This is a genomic window from Bradyrhizobium sp. HKCCYLRH1030 (assembly GCF_051168395.1).
Lineage (GTDB): Bacteria > Pseudomonadota > Alphaproteobacteria > Rhizobiales > Xanthobacteraceae > Bradyrhizobium.
Window position 1 is genome coordinate 44,299 of sequence record NZ_JBNPUY010000010.1, and the last position, 15,503, is coordinate 59,801.

The 15,503-nt window shown below is 66.4% G+C and carries 15 protein-coding genes; 8 read left to right on the forward strand and 7 right to left on the reverse strand.

Translation table 11 applies throughout. The features are described 5' to 3' along the window. Positions 1-67: 67 nt before the first annotated feature. Positions 68-475 carry an MAPEG family protein gene (locus ACQR1E_RS26175; protein ID WP_315716545.1) on the forward strand — a complete coding sequence of 136 codons (408 nt, stop codon included), beginning with the start codon at positions 68-70 and terminating at the stop codon, positions 473-475. 214 nt (positions 476-689) lie between these two features. Beyond that, positions 690-2,741, forward strand: a complete 2,052-nt coding sequence (gene shc, locus ACQR1E_RS26180; RefSeq protein WP_434897752.1) for a squalene--hopene cyclase — start codon at positions 690-692, stop codon at positions 2,739-2,741. 140 nt (positions 2,742-2,881) lie between these two features. Here shc and ACQR1E_RS26185 read toward each other — a convergent pair whose 3' ends face one another. The 3 genes from ACQR1E_RS26185 to ACQR1E_RS26195 are packed head-to-tail and all read right to left on the reverse strand — an operon-like array spanning position 2,882 to position 6,816. Further along, positions 2,882-4,087, reverse strand: coding sequence for a nickel/cobalt transporter (locus ACQR1E_RS26185; protein WP_434897753.1), 1,206 nt, complete (start codon positions 4,085-4,087; stop codon positions 2,882-2,884). Then, positions 4,084-4,713: a DUF1007 family protein gene (locus ACQR1E_RS26190; RefSeq protein ID WP_410051235.1), complete on the reverse strand. Its 630-nt coding sequence runs from the start codon at positions 4,711-4,713 to the stop codon at positions 4,084-4,086. Before ACQR1E_RS26190 ends, ACQR1E_RS26185 begins: the two co-directional genes overlap by 4 nt. 21 nt (positions 4,714-4,734) lie before the next feature. Next, positions 4,735-6,816 (reverse strand): M3 family metallopeptidase, encoded by a 2,082-nt coding sequence (locus tag ACQR1E_RS26195; protein ID WP_316171307.1) that lies wholly within the window; start codon positions 6,814-6,816, stop codon positions 4,735-4,737. Between the two features lie 132 nt (positions 6,817-6,948). On the opposite strand from ACQR1E_RS26195, the gene ACQR1E_RS26200 reads away from it, so the two are divergent. From ACQR1E_RS26200 to ACQR1E_RS26225, 6 genes are all read left to right on the forward strand, one after another. After that, complete coding sequence (locus tag ACQR1E_RS26200) at positions 6,949-7,209, forward strand: hypothetical protein (RefSeq protein ID WP_315716541.1); 261 nt, start codon at positions 6,949-6,951, stop codon at positions 7,207-7,209. A gap of 674 nt (positions 7,210-7,883) precedes the next feature. Further along, positions 7,884-9,026, forward strand: a complete 1,143-nt coding sequence (locus tag ACQR1E_RS26205) for a type III PLP-dependent enzyme (protein WP_315716540.1) — start codon at positions 7,884-7,886, stop codon at positions 9,024-9,026. Between the two features lie 179 nt (positions 9,027-9,205). Then, positions 9,206-9,799, forward strand: a complete 594-nt coding sequence (locus ACQR1E_RS26210; RefSeq protein WP_316202670.1) for a GNAT family N-acetyltransferase — start codon at positions 9,206-9,208, stop codon at positions 9,797-9,799. Then, positions 9,796-9,948, forward strand: a complete 153-nt coding sequence (locus ACQR1E_RS26215) for a hypothetical protein (RefSeq protein ID WP_315716718.1) — start codon at positions 9,796-9,798, stop codon at positions 9,946-9,948. Before ACQR1E_RS26210 ends, ACQR1E_RS26215 begins: the two co-directional genes overlap by 4 nt. Positions 9,949-10,045: 97 nt before the next feature. Further along, the gene (locus tag ACQR1E_RS26220; RefSeq protein ID WP_434897754.1) at positions 10,046-10,435 is read left to right on the forward strand and encodes a RidA family protein; all 390 of its coding nucleotides are present in this window, start codon (positions 10,046-10,048) and stop codon (positions 10,433-10,435) included. A gap of 73 nt (positions 10,436-10,508) precedes the next feature. Beyond that, complete coding sequence (locus ACQR1E_RS26225; RefSeq protein WP_315716537.1) at positions 10,509-11,933, forward strand: homospermidine synthase; 1,425 nt, start codon at positions 10,509-10,511, stop codon at positions 11,931-11,933. Positions 11,934-12,091: 158 nt separating this feature from the next. On the opposite strand, the gene ACQR1E_RS26230 is transcribed toward ACQR1E_RS26225, so the two are convergent. The 4 genes from ACQR1E_RS26230 to ACQR1E_RS26245 form a co-directional block, all read right to left on the reverse strand. Then, positions 12,092-12,412 (reverse strand): hypothetical protein, encoded by a 321-nt coding sequence (locus ACQR1E_RS26230; RefSeq protein ID WP_315716536.1) that lies wholly within the window; start codon positions 12,410-12,412, stop codon positions 12,092-12,094. Positions 12,413-12,495: 83 nt separating this feature from the next. Beyond that, complete coding sequence (locus ACQR1E_RS26235; RefSeq protein WP_315716535.1) at positions 12,496-13,515, reverse strand: WD40 repeat domain-containing protein; 1,020 nt, start codon at positions 13,513-13,515, stop codon at positions 12,496-12,498. Further along, on the reverse strand, positions 13,515-14,555 hold the full coding sequence (locus ACQR1E_RS26240; RefSeq protein ID WP_409997649.1) for a CobW family GTP-binding protein: 1,041 nt from the start codon (positions 14,553-14,555) through the stop codon (positions 13,515-13,517). Before ACQR1E_RS26240 ends, ACQR1E_RS26235 begins: the two co-directional genes overlap by 1 nt. Before the next feature lie 70 nt (positions 14,556-14,625). After that, the gene (locus ACQR1E_RS26245; RefSeq protein ID WP_434897755.1) at positions 14,626-15,501 is read right to left on the reverse strand and encodes a metal ABC transporter substrate-binding protein; all 876 of its coding nucleotides are present in this window, start codon (positions 15,499-15,501) and stop codon (positions 14,626-14,628) included. Positions 15,502-15,503 lie beyond the last annotated feature (2 nt).

A 15,503-nucleotide genomic window follows, 5' to 3' on the forward strand; every position in this document is an offset into this window, starting at 1 on the left:
TTGGCGGCTTGTTTCGACATTGTCAAGATAAGGGCCATTTCACTGATGTCATCGGGCTGGAGGAGCCATGACGATTGCCGAATTGTGCATTTTCGCCAGCGTAATGCTCTATCTCTTAACGATCGTGCCGGCGAAATGGATCAGCGTCGACGGTGGCGGGCGCTATGACAACGCCCGGCCGCGAGATCCCGCCTTCTACGCCGGCGGCATCCGCGAGCGGGCGCTGGGCGCCCATCAGAACGGCATCGAGGCGTTCCCGTTCTTTGCCGCGGCGGTGCTGCTGGCCGAGTTCCGCGGCGCGCCGCAGAACCTGATCAACGAGCTGTCGGTGCTGTTCGTGATCGTGCGCACCGCCTATGTGCTGACCTACGTCGGCAACCGGCCGTCGCTGCGCTCGATCCTGTGGGCGATCGGGTTTCTGATCACCGTCGCGATCTTCTTCCTGCCCCTGCTGCGCCAATACCTGCCGGTTTGAGCGGGCCCAGTTTCCGGGCGTGAGAAGCGTCACATCTCCATGCCCATCCGGATGCTAACCAAAACGGCCATGCGGCGTCCGTCTGTACGCTTTTTGTTTCTCCTTTGATCCGGTCTGCTGCGGCCAGTTGATTGGATTTGACGGCGAAATTCCCTATAGGGCGGAGTGAATTCGACTGCCGCAGCGGCGCTGTGAGGCCGCCAGAGGGATCGTGATGACTTTGACCAGCTCGGCCCCCGCGCGCGCGCCGCGCGACCCGGGAAATTACCAGACCGCCCTGCAATCGACGGTGCGGGCGGCCGCGGACTGGCTGATCGCCAACCAGAAGCCCGACGGTCATTGGGTCGGCCGCGCCGAATCCAACGCCTGCATGGAGGCGCAATGGTGCCTGGCGCTGTGGTTCATGGGGCTCGAGGACCACCCGCTGCGCAAGCGCCTGGGCCAGTCGCTGCTCGACAGCCAGCGCCCGGACGGCGCCTGGCAGGTCTATTTCGGCGCCCCCAATGGCGACATCAACGCGACCGTCGAGGCCTATGCCGCGCTGCGCTCGCTCGGCTTCCGCGACGACGAGCCGCCGGTGCGCCGCGCCCGCGAATGGATCGAAGCCAAGGGGGGCCTGCGCAACATTCGCGTGTTCACGCGCTATTGGCTGGCGCTGATCGGCGAATGGCCGTGGGAGAAGACCCCCAACATCCCGCCCGAGGTGATCTGGTTTCCGCTCTGGTTTCCGTTCTCGATCTACAATTTCGCGCAATGGGCACGCGCAACCCTGATGCCGATCGCGGTGCTGTCGGCGCGGCGGCCGAGCCGGCCGCTGCCGCTCGAGAACCGGCTGGACGCGTTGTTTCCGCATGGGCGCAACGCGTTCGACTACGAGCTGCCGGTCAAGGCCAATGCCGGCGGCTGGGACAAGTTCTTCCGCGGCGCCGACAAGATGCTGCACGCCCTGCAGAACCTCGGCAACAAGCTCAATCTCGGCCTGTTCCGCCCGGCGGCGACCAGCCGCGTGCTGGAATGGATGATCCGCCACCAGGATTTCGACGGCGCCTGGGGCGGCATCCAGCCGCCCTGGATCTACGGCCTGATGGCGCTCTACGCCGAGGGCTATCCGCTCAATCATCCCGTTCTCGCCAAGGGCCTCGATGCCCTGAACGATCCCGGCTGGCGAGTCGATGTCGGCGATGCCACCTACATCCAGGCGACCAACAGCCCGGTGTGGGACACGATCCTGACCCTGCTCGCCTTCGACGATGCCGGCGTGCTCGGCGATTATCCCGAAGCCGTCGACAAGGCGGTCAATTGGGTGCTCGACCGCCAGGTGCGCGTGCCCGGCGACTGGTCGATGAAGCTGCCGCACGTCAAGCCGGGCGGCTGGGCATTCGAATACGCCAACAACTATTATCCCGACACGGACGACACCGCCGTGGCGCTGATCGCGCTGGCGCCGCTGCGCCGTGATCCGAAGTGGCAGGCCAAGGGCATCGACGAGGCGATTCAGCTCGGCGTCGACTGGCTGATCGGCATGCAGAGCGAGGGCGGCGGCTGGGGCGCGTTCGACAAGGACAACAACCAGAAGATCCTGACCAGGATCCCGTTCTGCGACTACGGCGAGGCGCTCGATCCGCCGTCGGTCGACGTCACCGCCCACATCGTCGAGGCGTTCGGCAAGCTCGGCATCTCGCGCAATCATCCCGCCATGGTGCGCGCGCTCGACTACATCCGACGGGAGCAGGAGCCGCGCGGCCCGTGGTTCGGCCGCTGGGGCGTCAACTACGTCTACGGCACCGGCGCGGTGCTGCCGGCGCTGGCCGCGATCGGCGAGGACATGACGCAACCCTATATCGGCCGCGCCTGCGACTGGCTCGTCGCGCATCAGCAGCCGGACGGCGGCTGGGGCGAGAGCTGCGCCTCCTACATGGATGTCAGCGCGGTCGGCCGCGGCACCACCACGGCGTCACAGACGGCGTGGGCGCTGATGGCCCTGCTCGCCGCCAACCGTCCGCAGGACAAGGAGGCGATCGAGCGCGGCTGCATGTGGCTGGTCGAGCGCCAGTCGGCCGGCACCTGGGACGAGCCGGAATTCACCGGCACCGGCTTCCCCGGCTACGGCGTCGGCCAGACCATCAAGCTGACCGATCCCTCTTTGCAGGAGCGGCTGATGCAGGGCCCGGAGCTGTCCCGCGCCTTCATGCTCCGCTACGGCATGTACCGCCACTACTTCCCGCTGATGGCCTTGGGCCGCGCGCTGCGGCCGCAGGGGCACTAACAACTCATCGCCTCCGCGCGTGCCCGTGAATGCGCCCTCCCCCCTTGTGGGAGAGGGCATGTAGGACAGCGCGCTGCAGGGACTGGCCGCGGCATAGGGTAAACACAGGGGACGGAAGCGAACAGCTCAGCCGCGCCCGCTCAGAAGCAGGTCGTGCGTTCCGCCGCGATGTAGCCCAGCAACAAGCCCGCGCCGAACAGCAGCACCAGACCGGCGGCGCCGAATTCGAGGCCGCGCATGATCAGGGCACCGCCGCCCTCGCGGCCGGCGCTGAGCCGGCGGGCGACGTCCTTGGCGGCGACGGCGAGCACCGCGATGGTCGCGACGGTCACCGCCGTGCCCATGCCCATCACGAAGGTCGCGGCGACGCCGGCCCAGAACATGCCCTGGGCCAAGGCGAACACCAGCACGAGGATTGCGCCCGAGCACGGGCGGATGCCGGCGGCGAAGATCGCCTGAAAGCCGCGCTGCCAGCCGCCGGGACCGGCGAGCTCGCTCGGCGCGGGCCCGTGGGAATGGCCGCAACCGCAGTCATCGCCGTGAACGTGATCGTGGTGGACGTGATCGTGAGCGGCGGAACCATGCGCCGCCGCAGCATGGGCGTGCGCATGATCGTGGTGATGATGATCGTGGCCGTGGTGGTCGTGACCATGATGGTCATGACCGTGATGATCATGATGAGGCACGCGATGCTGGTGATCATGCGCATGGCTATGATCATGGGTCGACGGCGCCACCGCGGCCGCGGGCGCACCGGCCAGCGCCAATGCCGGCGCCGCCGGCTGCCAGGTGCGCAGGAACGCCGCGCCCTTGACCCAGACCAGGCGCGCGCCGAGCAGCGCGATCAGCCCGTAGCTCGCGATCTCCACCACCTTCTCGGCGCTGCACATCGTGGCCGCGGTGGCATTGAGCACCACGGCGCCGATGCCGACGATGACGACCGCGACCAGCGCCTGCATCAGGCCCGAGGCGAACGACAGCACGATGCCGCGCTTCGCCGTCTCCTGGTTGGCGACGAGATAGGACGCGATCACCGCCTTGCCGTGGCCGGGGCCCGCAGCATGAAAGATGCCGTAGGCGAACGAGATCGCCAGCAGCCACCACACCGCCGAGCCATCTTGCTTGGCCGAGCGGATCGCCCCCGACATCTGCCGGTAGAACTCCGACTGCTTGGCGAGCAGCCAGCCGACGATGCCGCCGACCTGCGGCTCGGCCGGCGCGCCGAACGGCGATTTGGCGAGCAGCACATGCGAGGCGACGTCGGCGGCCAAGAGCGCGGAAACGAGCGCGGCGACGATCGCGGCGCAGGTAAGGAGCGGTCGGGCAGAGCTGGGGCGAGGCGTCATGGACATTCCACTGAGATCTTGTTGGCGAAATTCATTCCGAAATTGGCGTTCGCCCCGCCGCTCAGGAATGTCTGTTCGTTCATGGTCTGCGCGACGGAGCCGCCGTCGCTCGGTCTCACCAGGCCGAACTTGCAGCCCGAGGGAGCGCTGACCAGCGTGACGGGATCCTTCTCCGCCATCTGGAAATCGATGAAATAGCTGGGATCGTAGACCTCGACTTGGAGCTGCTTCGTCTTCACCGGCGCCTTCAGCGGCAGGGTGAAGTGCAGGGTCAGCTTGGTGTCCTTGTATTCGAGGTAATAGTCGACCGGGTCCTCGAGCTTCTGCTTGCGCCCGTCGGCCTTGAGGAAGGTGAAGTAGGCATATTCCTTCAGCGACTCGGCGTTGGTCTGCGCCAACGGCGCCAGCTCCTCGCGGGTGTAGACGCCCTTCTGCTTGGTCTCGAGGCCCTGCAGCGCATAGGTCGCGAACATGTCGTCGAAGGTCCAGGCGTGCCGCACGCCGGTCACCGAGCCATCGGCCGCATAGAGCAGCTGGCTGGTCGCGGTGACCCAGACATGCGGATGGGCGTGGGCCGCGCTCGCGCCAAGCACGAGCGCCAGCGCGGCGAAAAGAGTGCGCAGCATCGTCATCACCTCAGGCCCGTCTCAAGCCGCCTTGGCAACGTCGAGCAGGCCGCGCCGGCGCAGCAGCGCGTCGGGCTCGGGCTCGCGGCCGCGGAAGGCGATGTAGGCCGCTTCCGGATCGAGCGAGCCGCCGGAGGCGTAGACATTGTCGTGGAGCCGCTTGGCGACCGCCGGATCGAAGATGTTGCCGGCTTCCTCGAAGGCACCGAAGGCATCCGCATCCATCACCTCCGACCACATGTAGCTGTAATAGCCCGCCGCATAATGGTCTCCCGAGAAGATGTGGCCGAATTGGGTCGGCCGGTGGCGCAGCGCGATCTCCGGGGGCATGCCGATCTTCTCCATCTCGGCCTTTTCGAAAGCGCGGACATCCTTGGAGGCCGCCGCCGGCTGGGTGTGGAACTCGAGGTCGATCAGCGCCGAGGAGACGAACTCGACGGTGGCAAAGCCCTGGTTGAAGCGGCGCGCGGCCAGGAAGCGGTCGAGCAGGTCCTGCGGCAGCGGCTCGCCCGTCTGGTAGTGGCGCGCGAAGGTTTGCAGCACCTCGGGACGCTCCTGCCAGTGCTCGTAGAGCTGCGACGGCAGCTCGACGAAGTCGGTGAACACCGCAGTGCCCGACAGCGACGGATAGGTCACGTTGGACAGGATGCCGTGCAGGCCGTGGCCGAACTCGTGGAACAGCGTGCGGGCATCGTCCGGCGACAGCAGCGACGGCTGTCCGTCGGCCCCCTTGGCGAAGTTGCAGACGTTGATGATCAAGGGCGCGGTGTCGCCGTCGAGCTTCTGCTGGTCGCGCAGCGAGGTCATCCAGGCGCCGGAGCGCTTCGACGAGCGGGCAAAGTAGTCGCCATAGAACAGCGCCTTGTGGCGGCCTCCCGCGTCCTTGATCTCCCAGACCCGGACGTCCGGATGCCAGACCGGGATGTCCTTGCGCTCGGCGAAGGTGATGCCGAACAGCCGGGTGGCGCAATCGAAGGCGGCCGCGATCATGTTGTCGAGCGAGAGATACGGCTTGATCGCGGCGTCGTCGAAGTTGGCCTTCGCCTGGCGCAGCTTCTCGGCGTAATAGCGCCAGTCCCAGGCCTCGAGCTTGAAGTTGCCGCCCTCCGCCGTGATCATCTCCTGCAGTTGATCGCGGTCGGCCAGCGCCTTGGCGCGCGCCGGCTTCCAGACGCGCTCCAGCAGCCCGCGCACGGCCTCCGGCGTCTTCGCCATGGAATCCTCGAGGCGATAGGCGGCGAAGTTGGGAAAGCCCATGATCCTGGCGGCCTGCTCGCGCAGGGACAGGATCTCGCCGATGACGGCGTTGTTGTCGTTGGAATTGCCATTGTCGCCCCGCGCGGTGAAGGCCTTGAACACCTTCTCGCGCAGGTCGCGCCTGCCTGAGCTCTGCAGGAACGGCTCGACCGACGAGCGCGACAGGGTCACGATCGCCTTGCCGGGCATGCCGCGCTCATCCGCCGCAGCCTTGGCGGCAGCCACGAAGCTCTCGGACAGTCCGGCGCGGTCGTCCTCGCCGAGCTCGAGGTACCAGTCCTGCTCGTCGCCGAGCACGTGGTGGCTGAAGGTGGTGCCGAGCTGGGCGAGCTTCTCGTTGATCTCGGCCATCCGCACCTTGTCGTCGTCCGAGAGGCCGGCGCCGGCACGGCGGAAGCGGGTGTAGGTGCGCTCCAGCAGCCGCTGCTCCTCACCGGTGAGCTTGAGATCCTTGCGATTGTCGTAGAGCAGCGCGATGCGGCCAAACAGCACGGCATTCATCATGATCGGGTTCCAGTGCCGCGCCATCCGCAGCGACACGTCCTTGTCGATCTCCAGAATCGCCGGGTTGGAATGCGCCGACACCAGATCGTAGAAGACAGCCGCGACCTTCGACAGCAGCTTGCCCGAGCGCTCCAGCGCCGTGATGGTGTTGGCAAAGTCCGGCTCGGCCGGATCATGGGTAATCGCGGTGATTTCGGCGGCGTGGTCGGCGAAGGCGCGCTCGAAGGCCGGCAGGAAGTGCTCGGGTTTGATCGCGTCGAAGGGCGGTGTCTGGTGCGGGGTCTCCCAGGCCACGAGCAGCGGATTGGTCTGGGCGTCGATCACAGCGGTGGTGTCTGACATCGGCTGGGGTCCGTCCTCTCCCGGAAGTTCGATGCGCCCCTCATATCATGGAGCTGGCTCTTTTTGGGTCATTTCCCCTTGAAGGGCCGGGCCTTTTCGGAGAGATTGCGGCCCGCAACAGGACCCTGGACCATGAACGCAGAGACCACCTCCAAAGCCGGCCGCCAGATCGCCTGGCCGACCGTGATCACCGTCATCTCGGCGGCGATCCTGATCGGTGCCGAAGTGTTCGGTGCGGCCTTCGCCGGCGGCTGGGCGCTCGCGATTCTGTTCGGGCTCGGCGATGGCGGCGCGCACATCGTTCAGGCCGTGCTGTTCGCGATCGGCGTGTTCGTGATGATCGGCTTCATCCGCGGCGCGCAGCGCATCGAGCCGTTCACCAGGCGCGCGTGAACAGCGTAAAAACACTGTCCTGCAAGCGTGAGCGCGTTACGAAAGTTTAAGCTCGCTTAACGTTCGTTCAGACATCAGCGCGGCATGTGTGTCGCGTAAGCACAGATTAGGGAAATCTTTCCCGGCGCCCAAAAATTCCTTGCGAACGAAATTCAAAACGCTTATTTCCGCTTCTGCCCAATTTCGCACGTGCCTGTGGTCGTGTGTCAGTCGGTAGGTATCCGGACAAGAGGCCGGACAGCCGCCAAGGGATGAGGAACCGAGGGGCCCTCGGATCGTTGCGATCAAGATCACCATGATCGAGATCGTCATGCTCCAGAGCCCAGCATCTCTCTCAAGAGATGCCGCTGAAGGTCACCCCATCTTTTGCAACCGTGACTGGCAGCCGGAGGCGAACCGGCGCACCCCGCTCTCAACGGGGGACGCGACTTAAAGCAACGACGGATCGGGCTTTTTTGGTCTCTACCGGCAGTCCAAAGCCGGCGCGGGCTACTGAAAAGGCTTGTCCTTCATTGCCAGGTGTGCGGGCGGGAAATTCCCAACCAATCCACGGCAGCACAATTCGGCTACGGGTTCGAGGTTTTGTCGCCTTTCCATCGGGCGGCAACGCCAAGGCACCCGTGTCGGGATCATTTTGAACGGGTCTCCGTCGCTGGGGCCGTTTGGAGGGTGCTATGACCGAACGTATCCGGGAATTCCTGCGCAACCGACGCGAGGAAGGTCTGGACCACGAGCCCTGTCTCGTCGTCGACCTCGAGATCGTGCGCGACAACTACATGAGCTTCGCTCGCGCGCTGCCGGACAGCCGCGTGTTCTACGCGGTCAAGGCCAACCCGGCGCCGGAAGTGCTGTCGCTGCTCGCCTCGCTCGGCTCGTCCTTCGACACGGCGACGGTCGCCGAGATCGAGATGGCGCTGGCCGCCGGCGCGACGCCGGACCGCATCTCCTATGGCAACACCATCAAGAAGGAGCGGGACATCGCGCGCGCCTATGCGCTCGGCATCCGCCTGTTCGCGGTCGACTGCGCCGCCGAGGTCGAGAAGATCGCGCGCGCAGCGCCCGGCGCCAAGGTGTTCTGCCGCATCCTGTACGATTGCGCCGGCGCCGAATGGCCGCTGTCGCGCAAGTTCGGCTGCGATCCGGAGATGGCGGTCGAGGTGCTGGACCTGGCCAAGCGGCTGGGCCTGGAGCCGTGCGGCATCTCGTTCCATGTCGGCTCGCAGCAGCGCAAGGTGAAGGCGTGGGACCGCGCGCTGGCGATGGCCTCGACGGTGTTCCGCGACTGCGCCGAGCGCGGCATCAACCTGACCATGGTCAACATGGGCGGGGGCTTCCCGACCAAGTACCTGAAGGACGTGCCGCCGGTCGTGCAGTACGGCCGCTCGATCTTCCGCGCGCTGCGCAAGCATTTCGGCAACCAGATCCCGGAGACGATCATCGAGCCGGGCCGTGGCATGGTTGGCAACGCGGGGATCATAGAGTCGGAAGTGGTGCTGATCTCGAAGAAGAGCGACGAGGACGAGCTGCGCTGGGTCTATCTCGACATCGGCAAGTTCGGCGGCCTCGCCGAGACGATGGACGAGTCGATCCGCTACGCGATCCGCACCCCGCATGAGGGCGCGGAGATGACCCCGTGCGTGCTCGCCGGCCCGACCTGCGATTCGGCCGACGTGATGTACGAGAAGCTGCCGTATCCGCTGCCGGTGACGCTCTCGATCGGCGACAAGGTGCTGATCGAGGGGACCGGGGCCTATACGTCGACCTATGCGTCGGTGGCCTTCAACGGCATCCCCCCGCTGAAGACCTATCACATCTGACCTGGCTGCCCTCGCCACCCGAGCGCGGGTGAGACGGGCAAGAGCCTCGGGTGGGGCTTTCCCCACCCCAACCCTCCCCCGCAAGCGGGGGAGGGAGCGATAGACCGTCACCTTCAACCTGACATCACGTGTTTGCGCGCGGGCGAAGGCTTGCCGCGCAGGCCGGGGACTGACGTGCCATGACCGCTTTTCGCATCCCTTCAACTGCGCCCTCTCGGACTGCCGCTCCGTTCGTGATCCGCAGCGAACGGGCCTCCGACGTCGCAGCGCGCGAGACGCTGCTCGACCTGTGCTTTGGCGAGAATCGCCATGAGCGCACCTGCCAGCGCCTGCGCGACGGACGCGCGCCCGCCGCGGGCCTCGCTTTGTCGGCGGTGCGCGGCGGCGCGCTGGTGGGAACGCTGCGGTTGTGGCACGTCAGCGCCGGCGGACGCGACGCGCTGATGCTGGGGCCGCTGGCGGTCGCGGCCGAGGCGCGCAGCCTCGGCGTTGGCGCTGCGCTGATGAATGCCGCGCTGATGATCGCGGCGTCGCGCGGCCATGGCGCCGTGATCCTGCTCGGCGATGCGCCCTATTACGCCCGCTTCGGCTTCTCGGTCGCGCAGACCGCCGCGCTGGAGCTGCCCGGCGCGTTCGCGCGCGAGCGCCTGCTCGGGCTCGAGCTGGTCGAAGGCGCGCTGGACGGCGCGTCGGGCATGATCGTCGCGACCGGCGCTGCCGAACGCAAGGCCCGCCGCTCGCGTCGCGAGCGGCCGCTGCGATGCGCAGCGTGAAGACCAGGGCGGCGACAGCGCCGCAGCGGCGGACACTGCTGCCGACGCTCGTGCTGATCCTGCTCGGGATCATGATCGTCCGCGACATCGTGGTCAGGCGCTGGTCCAGCACGCCGCCCGCCGGACCTGACGTCACCCGCCCGCGTTAGGCATGCCGGCAGGCCGCGTCCTGCCCGCCCCGCCAGGGGTTGCGCAGGTGCAGCAAAAGCTCTTTAACCCCCGAAAAATCCCCCCACGAGGTCCGCCATGTCCCGCCGCCAGATCTCTACCGGATCACCGTTCGAGAAGACCGCCGGCTACAGCCGCGCCGTCATCGATGGCGACTTCGCCTTCGTCGCCGGCACCACCGGCTATGACTACACCACCATGACGATGCCGGCCGATGTCACGAGCCAGTCACGCAACTGCTTCAAGACCATCGCCGCTGCCCTGCAGGAGGGCGGCTTCGAGATGGCCGATATCGTCCGCGCGACCTACTACCTCACCGACGTCAACGACGCCGATGCCCATTTTGCGGTCTGCGGCGAAGTCCTCGGCGACATCCGCCCCGCCGCAACGCTGCTGGTCGTCGCGGCGCTGCTCAAGCCGGAGATGAAGGTGGAAATCGAAGTCACCGCCAAGCGCCGCAGCCGCTAACGCGGCGCGGCATCCGAGGGCGGCGCGCCGCCTGAATCCATCCATCCCACGCACCTTTCGCGGAGAACCATTCATGAGCTCGCAGATCCACGCGAAGATCACCGGCCCCATCGTGATGATCGGCTTCGGCTCGATCGGCAAGGGCACCCTGCCCCTGATCGAACGTCATTTCGACTACGACAAGAGCCGCTTCGTCATCATCGATCCGCATGACGACGGCGCGCTGGCGAAGAAGCATGGCGTCCGCTTCATCCAGCAGGGCGTGACCCGCGACAATTACCGCGAGCTGCTGGTGCCGCTGCTCACCGCAGGCGGCGGCCAGGGCTTCTGCGTGAACCTGTCGGTCGACACCTCCTCGGTCGACCTCATGACCATGTGCCGCGAGATCGGCGCGCTCTACATCGACACCGTCGTCGAGCCGTGGGCCGGCTTCTATTTCGACAAGCAGATGGGCGTCGAGCAGCGCTCGAACTACGCGCTGCGCGAGACGCTGCTCGCCGCCCGCCGCAAGAGCCCGGGCGGCACCACCGCCGTTTCGACCTGCGGCGCCAATCCCGGCATGGTGTCCTGGTTCGTCAAGCAGGCGCTGCTCGACATCGCCAAGGACACCAAGACCGAGATCGTCGAGCCGAAGAGCCGCGAGGGCTGGGCGCAGCTGATGCAGAAACTCGGCGTCAAGGGCGTCCACATCGCGGAGCGTGACACGCAGCGCTCCAGGAATCCGAAGCCGATGGACGTGTTCGTCAACACCTGGTCGGTCGAGGGCTTCGTCTCGGAGGGCATGCAGCCGGCCGAGCTCGGCTGGGGCACGCACGAGACATGGATGCCGGAGAACGGCCGCCGCCACAGCGAGGGCTGCGGCGCCGCGATCTATCTGCTGCAGCCGGGCGCCAACACCCGCGTGCGCTCGTGGTGTCCGACGCCGGGCGCGCAATACGGCTTCCTGGTGACCCACAACGAGTCGATCTCGATCGCCGACTACTACACCGTGCGCGACGGCGACAAGGTGGTGTACCGCCCGACCTGCCACTACGCCTATCACCCGGCCAATGACGCGGTGCTGTCGCTGCACGAGATCTTCGGCGCCACCGGCAAGATGCAGGGGAAGTGGCACATCCTCGACGAGAACGAGATCGTCGACGGCATCGACGAACTCGGCGTGCTGCTCTACGGCCACGGCAAGAACGCCTATTGGTACGGCTCGCAGCTCTCGATCGAGGAGACCCGCCGCATCGCGCCGTACCAGAACGCGACCGGCATGCAGGTGTCATCCGCCGTGCTCGCCGGCATGGTGTGGGCGCTGGAAAACCCGACCGCCGGCATCGTCGAGGCCGACGAGATGGACTTCCGCCGCTGCCTCGAGATCCAGTCGCCCTATCTCGGCCCGGTGAAGGGCTATTACACGGATTGGACCCCGCTGAACGACCGCCCGGGGCTTTTCCCGGAGGATATCGACACGTCCGATCCGTGGCAGTTCCGCAACATCCTGGTGCGATGACTGGCTGGGCCGCACTCGCTCCTCAGTCATGGCCGGGCTTGACCCGGCCATCCACGAAGCCGCGCAGTTGAACGACGTGGATGCCCGGGACAAGCCCGGGCATGACGACGTGGAAGCAGCACGCGAACTCTCTCGCGCTCTGCCGTTGCTACAGCGAGCTACTTCCGCTCCATCGTCGGCGCGATCTTCTCGGCCGGGGCCGGCGGCAGCGCCGGCTTGGCGCCTTCCTTTTGAGCTTCCACGTCAGGGCGCGCGGGCTCTGGCGCCGGCGTCGTCGGGCGCGTGCCGCCGGGCTTGGACTCGGCCGGGGTCGCTGACGGTTCAGGCGAGGCCGAGGGCGTCGCCTGCGCAACCTGGTCGAGGTGATTGGCCTTGATCTCGGTCAGCGAGACCACGGCCACGAGCACGCCAAGGACGAACAGGCCCGCCGCCAGCAGCATGTCCCGGCGCAACGTCTGTTTGCTGTTGATCGAGGCCATGGCTTATCATCCGCATCCTATGTGTGCGGAACAACGGTCACGCGCCTGCGAGGTTCCATCGGGGTCTGCGCCCCAGTGCCTCATCAGAGCCGCAGCAGCCCGGCCTCGCCGCTTTCATCGGAGAAAGCGAGCCACGTTCCCGCGGCATTCCAGCCCAGCGCCACGATCGGCGGCGTCTCGTTCCGCCGCACCAGGATCTCGGCGCCGTCCTGCATCCGCACCATCAGCACGGTGCCGTCCTCGTAGCCGCAGGCCAGGATGTCCTGCTTGGGATGGCAGGCGACCGCGGTGACCTTGGCCTTCATCGGCGCCAGCATCGCCGGCTCCTTGCCCATCGGGCCGTCCTTGCCGACGAACGGCCAGAGGATGACCATGTCGGCACCCGAGGTCGCCAGGAAACGGCCGCCGCTGCCCCAGGACATCGACTTCACCCGCGAGGGGTAGCCGGTCATCCGCATGTGCCTGCTATCAGCGAGCCGCCAGCCATGCAGCGCCGGCTCGTGCATCGCGGTGACCAGGAACTTGTTGTCCGGGCTGAAGGTGACGGCGTGATGCGAGCCGGCCCAGCCTAAAAATTCCGGCTCGCCCGCCATGTTGGGAAACCACAAGGTGGCGCCGTTGTAGTGCGCGATCGCGAGCCGCAGGCCCTTCGGCGCGAACGCAAGTCCGCCCGCAGTCGACGGCACCTCGAGCGACTTCTCCTCGCCCTTGGGCTGACGCACGAACGCGGTCTTGCCCACCGACCAGGCGATCGCACCATCCGGATGAAGGGCGACGTTGTCGATCCAGCGCCGCTTCGGATCGGTCACGAGCACGCTGACGCTGCCCGCCTTGTCGAGCGACGAGACCTTGCCGTCATCGCCGCCGATCAGGATGCGCGATCCGTCCGACACCGCCGACAGGATGCCGCCGCCGGTGACATCCACCTTGCTGATCTCGCCGTCGCCGTCGACGACAGCGACACTCTCCTCGGTGCCGACGAAGGCGGCGCGATCGCCGAGATAGTGCACGGCCGTGACGGCCATGCCGAGCGAGACCGGCTTCACCTTGTCGGTGACGGAGACGATCGATGCGGCCTCGCCGCCCTGGTCGAACGACGTCATCAGGTCACGATGCAGCGTTCGAAGCCTTCGCGGATGGCGTCTTCCGGCAGCTCGCGGCCGATGAAGACGACGCGGCTCTGGCGCGCCTCGTCGGGCTTCCACTTCCGCTGATGATCGCCTTCGAGCATCATGTGCACGCCCTGGAAGACGTAGCGGTCGTCATCGTCCTGGAACGACAGGATGCCCTTGGAGCGCAGGATCTTGCCGCCCTCGGTCTGCACCAGGTTCTGCAGCCACGGCATGAATTTCGACGGATCGAGCGGCTTGTCGGAGCGCAGCGACAGCGACTGCATCTCCTCGTCGTGATAGTGCTTCAGGCCGTGATCGTGATGATGATGGTGATCATGGCCGTGGTCGTGATCATGGTGGTGATGATCGTGATCGTCGCCCGCTTCGAGGAATTGCGGCTCGATCTCCAGAATGCGGTCGAGATCGAACGCGCCGCGCTCCAGCACATCCGAGATCGCGATCTGGCAGCGCTCGGTGCGATGCAGCTTTGCGTAGGGGTTGATGGCGCGGATGCGCGCCTCGACCTCGGCGAGCTCCGGCTTGGTGACGAGGTCTGTCTTGTTGAGCACGATGACGTCGGCAAACGCGATCTGGTTCTTCGCCTCCGGCGCATCCTTGAGCCGGTCCGAGAGCCACTTCGCGTCGGCCACCGTCACGACCGCGTCGAGCCGCGCGTTCTTCTGCACGTCCTCGTCGACGAAGAAGGTCTGCGCCACCGGCGCCGGATCGGCGAGCCCCGTGGTCTCGACGATGATCGCGTCGAACTTGCCCTTGCGGCGCATCAGGCCGGAGATGATGCGCACGAGATCGCCGCGCACGGTGCAGCAGATGCAGCCATTGTTCATCTCGAACACTTCCTCATCGGCGCCGACGATGAGGTCGTTGTCGATGCCGATCTCGCCGAATTCGTTGACGATGACGGCGTACTTCTTGCCGTGGTCTTCCGAGAGGATGCGGTTCAGAAGCGTGGTCTTGCCGGCCCCGAGATAGCCGGTCAGGACCGTCACTGGTGTCTTGCTCGCGTCGGACATGCTCACTCCGAAAACCTCAGATCGCGTCGAAAATGGCTCAAAAGCGCACTACCGCGAGGGCTCGAGAACCCTAACGGACCAGCGCGCTCGTCAGAGCCCTTATATTGTGCCGGACCATGGCAATGTAAGTGGGAACGGGACCCTTTTCCTCGCTCAGGGCATCGGAATACAGCGTGCCGCCGATCTTCGCGCCGGTCTCGGCGGCGATCCGGCCGACCAGCCGGTCATCGTTGAAATTCTCCAGGAAGACGGCCGGAATCCCGGCTTTTTTCACTTGGCGGATGATCTCGGCGACGTCGCGGGCCGACGGCTCGGTCTCGGTGGAGACGCCGAGCGGGGCGATGAACTGGACGCCATAGGCATCGGCGAAATAACCGAAGGCGTCATGGGTCGAGATCACCTTGCGCCGCTCGACCGGGATCTTGTCGATCTCGGCGCGGACCTCGCGGTCGAGTGCATCGAGCTCGCCGAGATAGCGCTCCGCATTGGCCTTGAAGACCTCCGCGTCTGCGGGGTCGGCCGCGACCAGCGCATCGCGGATGTTCTTCACATAGACCTTGGCATTGCCGACCGACTGCCAGGCATGCGGATCGGCATCCGAGCCGCGCTTGCGTGGGGTGATGCCCTGGGTGGCGACGACGATCGGCGCCTTGCTGCCGGAGGCCTGCTGCAGCCGCGGCAGCCAGCCCTCCAGCCCGAGGCCGTTGACGATCAGGAGCTGCGCGGCGCCGACATCCTTCGCATCATGCGGCGTCGGCGTGTAGACGTGCACGTCGCTGTCCGGCCCGACCAGCGAGGCGACATTGACCTTGTCACCGCCGACCTGGCGGACGAAGTCAGCGAGGATCGAGAAGCTGGTGACGACCTTCAGCCGGGTCTCGGCCGATGCGGGGACGATCAGAACAAGGCCAAACAGCAGGCTCAGGGTGGGCAACAGGCGTTTCATGG

Coding starts and splice junctions, on each gene's coding strand:
- ACQR1E_RS26200 (WP_315716541.1), top strand. CDS start 6,949: ATGAACGCAGAGACCACCTCCAAAGCCGGCCGCCAGATCGCCTGGCCG.
- ACQR1E_RS26195 (WP_316171307.1), bottom strand. CDS start 6,816: ATGTCAGACACCACCGCTGTGATCGACGCCCAGACCAATCCGCTGCTC.
- ACQR1E_RS26245 (WP_434897755.1), bottom strand. CDS start 15,501: ATGAAACGCCTGTTGCCCACCCTGAGCCTGCTGTTTGGCCTTGTTCTG.
- ACQR1E_RS26230 (WP_315716536.1), bottom strand. CDS start 12,412: ATGGCCTCGATCAACAGCAAACAGACGTTGCGCCGGGACATGCTGCTG.
- ACQR1E_RS26220 (WP_434897754.1), top strand. CDS start 10,046: ATGTCCCGCCGCCAGATCTCTACCGGATCACCGTTCGAGAAGACCGCC.
- ACQR1E_RS26210 (WP_316202670.1), top strand. CDS start 9,206: ATGACCGCTTTTCGCATCCCTTCAACTGCGCCCTCTCGGACTGCCGCT.
- ACQR1E_RS26190 (WP_410051235.1), bottom strand. CDS start 4,713: ATGCTGCGCACTCTTTTCGCCGCGCTGGCGCTCGTGCTTGGCGCGAGC.
- ACQR1E_RS26205 (WP_315716540.1), top strand. CDS start 7,884: ATGACCGAACGTATCCGGGAATTCCTGCGCAACCGACGCGAGGAAGGT.
- ACQR1E_RS26240 (WP_409997649.1), bottom strand. CDS start 14,555: ATGTCCGACGCGAGCAAGACACCAGTGACGGTCCTGACCGGCTATCTC.
- ACQR1E_RS26235 (WP_315716535.1), bottom strand. CDS start 13,515: ATGACGTCGTTCGACCAGGGCGGCGAGGCCGCATCGATCGTCTCCGTC.
- ACQR1E_RS26185 (WP_434897753.1), bottom strand. CDS start 4,087: ATGACGCCTCGCCCCAGCTCTGCCCGACCGCTCCTTACCTGCGCCGCG.
- ACQR1E_RS26175 (WP_315716545.1), top strand. CDS start 68: ATGACGATTGCCGAATTGTGCATTTTCGCCAGCGTAATGCTCTATCTC.
- shc (WP_434897752.1), top strand. CDS start 690: ATGACTTTGACCAGCTCGGCCCCCGCGCGCGCGCCGCGCGACCCGGGA.
- ACQR1E_RS26225 (WP_315716537.1), top strand. CDS start 10,509: ATGAGCTCGCAGATCCACGCGAAGATCACCGGCCCCATCGTGATGATC.